The sequence below is a fragment of the Klebsiella sp. MS 92-3 genome, assembly GCF_000195655.1.
Taxonomy (GTDB): Bacteria; Pseudomonadota; Gammaproteobacteria; order Enterobacterales; family Enterobacteriaceae; genus Klebsiella; species Klebsiella pneumoniae.
This window is the reverse complement of the sequence record NZ_GL882873.1, coordinates 1-1,151: the sequence shown is the minus strand read 5'-3', so window position 1 is coordinate 1,151 and position 1,151 is coordinate 1. Positions and strand designations below refer to the sequence as shown.

Annotated in this window: 1 protein-coding gene and 1 pseudogene; both read left to right on the top strand. The window is 41.7% G+C overall.

What is annotated here, in order from left to right; translation table 11 throughout:
- Positions 1–59: 59 nt before the first annotated feature.
- The gene (locus tag HMPREF9538_RS0128665) at positions 60–881 is read left to right on the top strand and encodes a DUF932 domain-containing protein (protein ID WP_004178064.1); all 822 of its coding nucleotides are present in this window, start codon (positions 60–62) and stop codon (positions 879–881) included.
- 32 nt (positions 882–913) lie between these two features.
- Positions 914–1,126: pseudogene (locus tag HMPREF9538_RS31235) on the top strand (hypothetical protein); the annotation flags it as partial.
- Positions 1,127–1,151: the final 25 nt, after the last annotated feature.

Sequence of the window (1,151 nt, the reverse complement as noted above, 5' to 3'; positions counted from 1 at the left end):
GCGGCCCCGGCAACTCAACGGGTGATGGTTAAAAAATTAAACAGGTGAAGGAGAATAATATGCGTTTAGCATCCCGATTTGGACTTACTCATTCCATTCGTCAGGAACGCCCACTGACTAACGATGAATTGGTCAAGGTTGTACCTTCTGTGTTTTCAGAAGAAAAGCATAATTCACGTAGTGATCGCTATACCTATATTCCAACCATTACACTGCTGGATAAATTACGTGAAGAAGGTTTCCAGCCATTTTTTGCCTGTCAGTCACGAGTAAGGGATGAGGATAAACGGGGGCATACTAAGCATATGGTAAGACTTCGCCGTGAAGGGGCCAATAAAGGAACAGAAGTACCCGAAATCATTCTTCTTAACTCGCATGATGGATCGTCCAGTTATCAAATGATCCCGGGTATGTTCCGTTTTGTATGCACAAATGGCCTTGTGTGCGGTACGTCGTTTGGTGAGATTCGTGTACCTCATAAAGGTGATATTGTGGGAAGGGTTATCGAAGGTGCTTACGAAGTTTTGGGAATTTTCGATAAAATAACTGAAGGCGTTGATGTCATGAAGTCTATTACCTTAACCAAGGAAGAACAGCGTCTGTTTGGACAAGCTGCATTAACCTACCGATATGAAGATGAAAATAAATCTCCGGTCAGTATTGAACAGATAATTCATCCGCGCCGTTATGAAGATAAAAAATATGACATCTGGACTACATATCAAAGGGTCCAGGAAAATCTGATTAAAGGCGGTTTGCCTGGCCGAACTGAAAAAGGGAAAAGAACAACAACCCGGCCAGTAAAAGCAATTGATGGTGATGTCAAACTCAATAAGGCATTGTGGTTAATTGCGGAGAAATTCCGCACTCTTAAAGGCTAATTATAAGCGCCGGGCAGCTGTCCGGCGTTTTGATGGTGGGAATACTTATGTTTGAATTTAAAGCTGTCTGTATCAGTATTTCACATATGGAAGAAGGTGATATCAGAGTTCTTCAGGTGCTTTCATCAACAACCAATTATCTAACTTGCGATAGTTACTTAGAGTGGATACATGATACACCTTATGGTTGTGTTATAAGGATGTATGATTTCAAACGCCATCTTCTGGCGCTAAAAAGAGGTGGGGGGTAATGACTCCAACTTATTGATA